This window comes from Chamaesiphon sp. OTE_8_metabat_110 (assembly GCF_031382685.1).
GTDB lineage: Bacteria > Cyanobacteriota > Cyanobacteriia > Cyanobacteriales > Chamaesiphonaceae > Chamaesiphon.
This window is the reverse complement of record NZ_JANMZA010000320.1, coordinates 1-5851: the sequence shown is the minus strand read 5'-3', so window position 1 is coordinate 5851 and position 5851 is coordinate 1. Positions and strand designations below refer to the sequence as shown.

Annotated in this window: 7 protein-coding genes; all 7 read right to left on the bottom strand. The window is 44.1% G+C overall.

All coding sequences use genetic code 11. The annotated features are described in order from the left end of the window. On the bottom strand, positions 1-457 hold a 457-nt coding region (locus RMO52_RS11840; RefSeq protein WP_396134959.1), incomplete at its 3' end, for a 4-Cys prefix domain-containing protein. A 132-nt stretch (positions 458-589) separates the two neighbouring features. Beyond that, the gene (locus RMO52_RS11835; RefSeq protein WP_310414325.1) at positions 590-1663 is read right to left on the bottom strand and encodes a hypothetical protein; all 1074 of its coding nucleotides are present in this window, start codon (positions 1661-1663) and stop codon (positions 590-592) included. Next, entirely contained in the window at positions 1660-3048 is a 1389-nt protein-coding gene (locus RMO52_RS11830) for an AAA family ATPase (protein ID WP_310414322.1), read from the bottom strand. The genes RMO52_RS11835 and RMO52_RS11830 overlap by 4 nt, the downstream gene beginning before the upstream one ends. A 54-nt stretch (positions 3049-3102) precedes the next feature. Further along, positions 3103-3360 carry a hypothetical protein gene (locus tag RMO52_RS11825; protein ID WP_309743918.1) on the bottom strand — a complete coding sequence of 86 codons (258 nt, stop codon included), beginning with the start codon at positions 3358-3360 and terminating at the stop codon, positions 3103-3105. Positions 3361-3426: 66 nt separating this feature from the next. Then, positions 3427-4773: a D-alanyl-D-alanine carboxypeptidase gene (locus RMO52_RS11820; protein WP_310414319.1), complete on the bottom strand. Its 1347-nt coding sequence runs from the start codon at positions 4771-4773 to the stop codon at positions 3427-3429. A 283-nt stretch (positions 4774-5056) separates the two neighbouring features. Further along, positions 5057-5458: a type II toxin-antitoxin system VapC family toxin gene (locus tag RMO52_RS11815; RefSeq protein ID WP_309743922.1), complete on the bottom strand. Its 402-nt coding sequence runs from the start codon at positions 5456-5458 to the stop codon at positions 5057-5059. After that, positions 5446-5676: a hypothetical protein gene (locus RMO52_RS11810; RefSeq protein WP_309743924.1), complete on the bottom strand. Its 231-nt coding sequence runs from the start codon at positions 5674-5676 to the stop codon at positions 5446-5448. The genes RMO52_RS11815 and RMO52_RS11810 overlap by 13 nt, the downstream gene beginning before the upstream one ends. Positions 5677-5851: the final 175 nt, after the last annotated feature.

Below are 5851 nucleotides of genomic sequence, written 5' to 3'. Positions count from 1 at the left end.
CTTGCAAAATCTGAGTCAATTGGGAGAGCCACCCGATCGCGGTTTTCTGGTCGATCGGTCGCTGCATCACTTTGATATACTCTTCTAAGTCCATCCCAAAAATCCGCTCCATTACCAGGCAATGTAGCGCTGTCTGGGAAGCATTGGGAGTATATAGAAAGAAATCTTCGACTAAAGGAACCCCGGCAATTCCTTGTCCCGTTAAGCTTTCGAGGACTCTATATTCGCGATCGAATAATTCGATTGCTTTGGCATTATTACTTTTGAGGACTTTGAGGACTTTGGGGACACCGCGCTCTGTGACTTCATAGGTGTCCCCAAAGCCGCCTTTGTTGCTCATTAATTTGGCAACTCGATATTTACCTGCTAGGAGCAGTTCTGAGCCACAGCTTTGACAAAATAGCATCCGATCGGAGTTTTCTGGATGCGGACACTGAGGATTGATACACAGACTCATCCAACGTTAGCTCGATTCTAGGTATAACAATCCTTATATTGTATCGTCTTGGCCAATTTATGCGATCGGCTATAAGTCTCGATCTAACTATTTAGTTAAGTAGCTTGACTTAGCAGAGATTACGCAGAGCAGCTATTTCAATTTTTTAATAATCTCCTGAATTTTAGCTGCTGTTAATCCTTTGATTTTTAACACGCTCAGATCGTCCCAGCTAGCAAACTTTTGCGCTGGCTGACTAGCTCGCTTCAAGATAATACTTTCAACTATATCTCTCGTGATTTTTACGCTCGATCTTTCTATTTTTACCATTAGCTCATCTTGGTTGAGATGATTGATTAGATCGAGCGCGAGCGTTGCTTTGTCTGAACCCGTCGAGACACCAGTTGCCGCTGGCTTGGTTTCAGCAGATTTAGTTGTTTTCGGCACTAAAATTGTTGCTGTAGTTTGTGCCTGCGGTTCGATCGCAACAGGAATAGATGCAGATGTATCTGCGGCTTTAGTTTTTTTACTACTTCTAGGAGTGGTTTTAGTTGCTTTGGTTGGTTTGGGTTCTGGTGAATCCGATCCTAAAGTCTCTACAGACTCACTTTTTTTCTTTCGCTCGATCTTAGGTTGAGAATCTACTACTGGCTTAACTTCCTGTTCTGGTAAGTCTACGATCGAAAGCAATTTTTTCTCTTCAGCTTGAATTTGTTTTCCGCTTTCATCCTTTGGCTTAGTTGCTAGAGCTGATGCGATCGTATCTAATATTTGTTGATGATTGGCAAGTTGGGAAACGATCGGCTGGAGTTGAGTCGAGATCGCGGCGGTAATTTCAGGTAATAGTCGATCGATACTGGCAGCGATGATGTCAGTTAATAGATCGGGAGCGGTATCTGGAGTAAGACTCTCACTTGCTGACTGTGGTGTGAATAACTTTAATTGATCGATCGCCGATTTTTGCAGATTAGCGTCGATGATAAAAGCATTTACCATCTCCGCTTTTTTGATATCTTTCTCCTTCGCGCTGACGGCGGCGTAATACTCCCGATGACCTTCGATTACCGTATATTTTTCTACGCCAGTTTGTTGCAGTATTAATGGACGTAGTAATCCATCTGCTGCTAGCATTGCATCGGCTAATCGATCGATCTCTGCCTTTTTAAATTTTGACTTAGATACAGTCGAGCTGATACTTTTAACATCAACAAAATAACATTTAATCATGAGACTAACCCAATCTTAGTTAAAACTTCCTGTGCCAAAACTTCAAACTCCATTGCCGAAACCTGAGCGGTACTCTTGACTTCATCGGCATACTTAAAGATCGATTTGGGATCTGGATATTCGATATCGCCGACGACAACTATTTTATTAAATGATTCTGATAGGGCAGTGCGATCGTAAATGACCGATTCCATCAGGGGCATCTCATAGCGATTACTAATAACTGCTCGTTGCTTGGGGAAGGTGTATTCGATAAATCGAGCATTAGTCGAGATTTTTGAAGCTAATACGCCTAATAGCTCAATTGGCTGCTTACCAAAGGTAGATCTACTTTCATTCATACTCTTAATGAAATTTTTAACTGTTGGTAGACCCTGATTGGCAAATGGCTTGAGATCGGAAGGAATAATTAGATAATCTGCGGTAATTAGTGCGACTTCTGCGTAGATATCGCGAGATGGCGGAGTATCGATAATCACAATATCGTAATTGTTTTTTACGCGCTTGAGTTTCTCTGTTAACCTGGTACGACTGGCAACGATTGTTGTCAATTCTCCTTGCTTGTCTATTAAATTAATATGTGCTGGGATTACGGCAATTTCTGGGTCGCTAAAATATTGTGATTCGCGGACTATTTCATGTATGAAATTAGTATCGGCACTACTGATTAGGTGGCAAACATTGCGATCGCGCAAATCATCTTCTTCTTCAAACTGAAACTTAACTAAACCTGTTGCAAAGGTACTATTTGCCTGAGCGTCGATATCGATTAATAATACTCGCAAGCCGCGTTTGCTCAGAGCCGCAGCGAGATTGGTAGAGACGGTAGTTTTACCGACGCCGCCTTTGTTGTGGTAGATGGCAATAGTTTTCATAAGTAATGCTGGGGAAGATGCGTAAATTGGTGCGGATACAGGCTGCGATGGCGGTGATGGATCGGGTAAGCTTTGAACTAACTGTTTATGGATAAACTCACGTCCGATGAGCTGAATTATATCCGATAAGCGATCGTCTATATCTTGGGTTGGGCATTGAAATACTAACCGAACGGATCCTGCTACCTGGTGATAAATTCTGATTTCTTTGCCATTTGTCAATAGTCCATAACTAATATCTAAACTAGTTAAATAGGTGCGAAGCTGATAGACATGTTTATCTAAATTTTTGCGCGGATGCTTGGCTTCGATAATTAAACCCCGCACAGGCAAACCTAATTTAAATGGTAGTTTTTGGGTGAAAGCCAGAAAGTCCAGCCGAATCTTACCAAATTTTACTTCCTGATGCCATGTATCAGGCGAGTATCCTAGTTTTGGGAGTAAGTATCGAACGATAAGTTTACTTTCGACTTCGCTTTCATTTCGACATAATTCGGGATCGAAACTCAATCTTAACCTCTCAATTGCGAAATATCGATCGTCATCTTAACTATTAACTATGAATTAACGCGTAACGCCCCGAATCATATAGCCCATCACCAAACCGACGGCTAAAGCACCAGCTTTGCCAGTCTGGAGAAAGTCATTCCAACCACCCTGAATATTACCCAAAATGTCAGTACTTTGAAATTGTTCGGCGAGTAATAATCCATGCGTAAAAATGCCAAATTGGATCTGGATATTAGCACCCAGATCTACAATTGTCGGTACAAATAATTCAGGATGGGGTGCGATCGTCATGGCTGACAGGGTAAATAGCATAAATTTAATTAGAATTGAAATTATGCTTATTATTCCCCGCTGGGCGAGTAGATCGATCGCATATCTTTAGCGCGATGTGGGGGCGATCGCGATGTTACGATCGGGATCGCCGAAGTATGCTGGTGCGCGATCGTGTTTGGTGACTACTAGGGGTGTGGGGGTGACTCGTCCCCATTCTGTCTGGAGCGATTGGAGGAGGGTGTCTTGCTGCTGGCGGAGTTTGGCGATTTGAGTGCCTTTGTTGACGATGACAAACCAGACTAAACCGCGATCGCGTGTTGGTAGTACACCCGCTAAGGCACTCACTTCATTGAGGGTACCTGTTTTGATCGTCGTACCGACGGGTAAATTGCGATCTTTGAGCGTGCCGATATATTCCGCGCCAGCTACAGGAAAGATGTCTGCGAGGTTGAGATTGAGGGGTTGGAGGGTTTGGTGGAGGGTGCGGAAGATTTGAGAGACTGCGCGGGGTGAGAGGCGATTTTGGACGCCTAAGCCAGAACCATTAATCAGTTGAATCTCCGCAGGTGGGAAGTTCGCCGTAGTCGAGACGATTTTCATCACTTGCTCGGCACCGCCGACGCTATCGGCAAGGATTTGGGCGATTTCGTTGTTGCTGTAGATATTCATCTGGCGCACGATATCGACGAGTGGTAGCGACTGGTGGCGAATTAACGGTGTAATTACTGCTGGCGGCTCGCTACTAACGATGACTTTGCCCGCGATTTTGACTTGGGGTAATTTTGTTGTCTTGCTGTCGGTTGGTGCTGTGGGTAACTTGACGATATTGACATCTTTAAGCTCGGTAGCTAATAGTGCTGGCGGGAGATTGATTCCCGTGAAAGCTTGCTTGAGTAATTCACCAGCTTTTTGCGGATCGGCTTTGTAATTCATGTGGAATTTATCGACCACAATGAGATTGCCGCTGACATGATTAATGCCCAATTTATTCAAACTTTGAGCCAGCGCGATCGCATCTTCCCAGACAAATAAGGGATCGCCACCACCCCGCACGATCAGATCGCCTGTTAATGTCCCCCCCTCGATCTTGCCATTAGCACTAACGATCGTCTCAAACCGTTTATCCAATCCCCAGGTGGTAATCGCCGCCAGAGAGGTGGCTGTCTTCGTCAAGGAGGCGGCAGAAACCGGAATCGTACCATTGCGATCGATCAGCAGATTACTATCGGTACGGAGCCAAACTGCTTGCTGCTGGGGATCTAAACCTTGGGTTTTGAGGGTTTGCAGATATTGGGCGATCTTAGTTTCGACTGTTGGCTCCACAGGTGTCGCGGGAGTGAGCCACGACATGCCTTGCCACGTCACCGCTTGCGCTGGCGCTGCTGGCGGGACACTCACCCCCGCCGCATTCAACCACATCCCGACAAATCCCGAAGAAACTAATTGCAGCATATTTAGAGCAGTTGGCAAGTGACAGAACTCTTTAGTCAACTCCCTATCTTGACATCTTCTGTGTCTCGATCGCGTTAAGGATCGATCGAAGGCGCAAACAATTACGCGGACAAGAAATCTTTCAGCCTCTACTCGACCGACTACTATTGCACAGATCGTAAGGGGAAAATCTCTTTATATATTTAGGAGAAGATTCCTTCGATCTCTGCACTAAATCCAGGTAATAGCGGTGAAGTGAGAGTATCGCCAAACTCTGTTTTTATTATATTCTATTGAGAATTTGCTACTTCATTAGGCAAATATCGAGTTCTGGATATCGGGAAAATACGCGATCGACACTTGCTAGCTTTGCCCCATAGACTAAAGCTGTTGCAATAATTAGTCTGTCGAAGGGATCTTTATGAATAGGCGATAACTCTACTGCATGGATAGCGACTACTTCCGTAAGTGGAAATAGTTCGATACCTGCATTTGCTAGTGATGATTCAAACCATTCTTCAGCAGTCGAGAGTAATTCTATCCGTCCACGATTATGAGCTAAAGCAATTTCATAACAAGAAGCTGGCGAAACACCAACTCTACTTGCAGCCTCGATTTTATCTAGCCAACGAGAGGGAAATCGATCCAAATTACCATTAATAAACCACAGCCAGATGTGAGTGTCTAGCACAATTATTTCAGACATTCCCAGTCCTCTTCGTCCACAATCGGACTGACAATATCACCTAGAATTTTAACCTTACCAGCCATAGCAGCCGGAGGAATTCGACGCTTGAGAGGAACTGTGTTCTGAGTATCTTCTGACAGAACAGTAACAATAATTCGAGCAGAACTAACCTGTGGTTGCTCTGTCAGCCATGTTACCTGACCATTCTCATAAATTGCTTCATAACTTTTTAGCATTTAATCCTTACTCCAAATAATATGCTGATTCTTGTTCAGGGAGGCTACGTGAATGCTGTGATAATTTCATAACGCAGCTAGCAGTAATCATCAGGCATTACATCGATATCTGCGGTTGTCCAGTAGAGAAAGTTAGCGACCATCGGTTTCATTGGTAAGCTTGGCTCCTATTATA